Genomic DNA, 2832 nt, shown 5'->3' with positions numbered 1-2832 from the left:
AGTGATATAGTATATTTGTTAGCAATCATATAAGAAGAGTGCTAATAAATAAAAAATAATTTAAACTAAAAAAAGAAGGTGATGTGTATGGAACAGAACTTTACGCAAAAAAGTATTGAGGCTATTTCAGAGGCTAATAACTTTGCGATTAGATATAGACATTCTGATATAAAGGTGGAACATTTACTGCTTGCACTTGTGGGGCAGATGGATGGATTGATTCCTAGCGTGCTTAAGAAAATGGGGATTGATACGACTGATATGATTAGGAAGATTGAGAGCAAACTGGAAAGTTTTCCTAAGATTGAAGGTGGAAATAGTGAGCCAAGAGCGAATAGTGAATTAAATAGAGTTCTCGTTGGAGCAAGAGATATTGCAAAGAAAATGGGAGACAGCTATATTAGTACAGAACATTTGTTTTTGGCAAGTTATGATAATAACAGCTTTTTAAAAGATTACGGAATAAATAAGAAACAGTTTGAAACTGTACTAGAAAGTGTAAGAGGAGGTAGAAAAATTATGACAGATAATCCAGAAAGTACATATGAAGCATTAGATAAATTTGGAAAAGATCTGGTTGAACTGGCTCGAAAAGGTAAACTTGATCCAATTATTGGAAGAGATAATGAAATCCGACGGGCTATACAGATTTTATCAAGAAGAAATAAAAATAATCCGATTCTGATTGGAGAGCCTGGAGTTGGGAAAACAGCTATTGCAGAAGGGATTGCACAAAGAATACTGAAAGGCGATGTGCCTGAAAATTTGAAGGACAAGACAATTTTCTCGCTTGATATGGGTGCCTTGGTTGCAGGAGCTAAATATCGTGGAGAATTTGAGGAAAGATTAAAAGCAGTATTAGAAGAAATTGAAAAAAGTGAAGGAAGAATAATTCTTTTCATTGATGAAGTACATAATATTGTGGGAGCAGGGAAAACAGAGGGATCTATGGACGCTGGAAACCTTTTGAAGCCAATGCTTGCACGTGGGGAAATAAAGGTTATTGGAGCTACTACGATTGATGAGTACAGAAAGTATATTGAAAAGGATGCGGCACTTGAGCGTAGATTTCAGCCTGTAATGGTAGATGAACCGACTGTGGAAGATACAATTTCAATATTACGTGGATTGAAAGAAAAATTTGAGATTTTCCATGGAATTAGAATTACGGATAATGCGATAGTTACAGCGGCTACAATGAGTGACAGATATATAAACGACAGATTTTTGCCAGATAAAGCGATTGACTTGATTGATGAGGCTGCTGCAAAAGTTAAGACTGAAATTAATTCAATGCCAACAGAACTGGATGAAGTGACAAGACGTGTTATGCAGCTTGAAATTGAAAAAGTGGCACTTGAGAAGGAAAAAGATCAGGCTTCTAAAGATAGACTTGTTACATTAGAAAAAGAATTGGCAGAACTTAATGAGAAAAAAGCTGCATTTAAGGCACAATGGGAAAGTGAAAAGCAGGAAGTTGAAAAAATACAAAATATTAATACAGAAATTGAGAAAATTAAACTTCAAATTGCTGATGCACAAAGAAAAAATGACTATAACAAACTGGCTGAGCTGCAATATGGTAAATTGCCGGAACTAGAAAAACAAAGGGCAGATGAAGAAGAAAAAGCCAAAAATCAAAATCCAAGTGCAAATAAATTATTAAAACAGGAAATTGACAGTGAAGAAATAGCAGAAATTGTTGGAAAATGGACTGGAATACCAGTTTCAAAATTGTTACAGGGAGAGCGTGAAAAAATCTTACATCTTGCAGAACAAATGATGAAAAGAGTAATTGGACAAGATGAAGCAATCACAACAATAAGTGACACAATAATTCGTTCACGTGCTGGATTAAAAGATCCAAACCGTCCAATTGGTTCATTCATCTTCTTAGGGCCAACAGGGGTAGGTAAGACTTATTTGACAAAAACTCTTGCATTTAACCTGTTTGACGACGAAAGCAATATTATTAGAATTGATATGAGTGAATACATGGATAAATTCAGCACCACAAGATTAATCGGAGCGCCTCCAGGGTATGTAGGATATGAAGAAGGTGGGCAATTGACAGAAGCCGTAAGAAGAAAACCTTATTCAGTAATTTTGTTTGACGAAATTGAGAAGGCTCATCCAGATGTATTTAATATTCTGTTGCAACTACTTGATGATGGAAGGCTTACAGATGGAAAAGGAAAAGTTGTAGACTTTAAGAATACAATTATCATTATGACTTCAAATATCGGAAGTGAAATCATATTAGAAGATCCGCAAGTTTCAGAGTCTACAAAAGAAGCTGTATTAAATGAAATGAAACATAGATTCAAGCCAGAATTCTTGAACAGAATTGATGATATTATCGTATTTAAAGCATTAGGAAAAGAAAGTGTAAAAAATATTATCTCACTTATTCTTGATGAAATAAACGATAAATTAAAGGAACAATATATAAAAATTGAATTTACAGACAAAGCTCTAGATTATATTGTAAACGAGGCTTATGACCCAGCTTATGGAGCAAGACCTCTAAAACGTTTTGTTCAAAAAGATATAGAAACTAACTTATCAAAAATGATTTTGAGCAACGAAGTTCCTGAAAATAGTACAGTTGTGCTGGATAGCAATGGAGAAAAATTGATTTATAATGTAAAAAAATAGATTGATGCTTGTATAGCGGAATCAAAAAATAATTTTTTAGAAGGAAGCACCAGAAATGGTGTTTCTTTTTGTTTAATACTAAAATTTATTTAAACAATGAATTTATTATAAGCTTTTTTAAAACTAGTTTTACTATAAATGGTAAAGAGTATTAATTAGAGCAAAATTAAAGTG

Annotated in this window: 1 protein-coding gene; it reads left to right on the top strand. The window is 33.4% G+C overall.

The annotated features are described in order from the left end of the window. Positions 1–87: 87 nt before the first annotated feature. Positions 88–2658, top strand: a complete 2571-nt coding sequence (gene clpB, locus Q0370_RS06990; protein ID WP_299573875.1) for an ATP-dependent chaperone ClpB — start codon at positions 88–90, stop codon at positions 2656–2658. Positions 2659–2832: the final 174 nt, after the last annotated feature.

Source organism: uncultured Leptotrichia sp., assembly GCF_938036635.1.
GTDB lineage: Bacteria > Fusobacteriota > Fusobacteriia > Fusobacteriales > Leptotrichiaceae > Leptotrichia > Leptotrichia hongkongensis.
The sequence above is the reverse complement of the archived record's forward strand: the minus strand, read 5'-3'. Positions and strand labels throughout refer to the sequence as shown.

What these genes read in the sequence shown, in the direction of transcription:
- clpB (WP_299573875.1), top strand. Translation starts at nt 88, where the DNA reads ATGGAACAGAACTTTACGCAAAAAAGTATTGAGGCTATTTCAGAGGCT.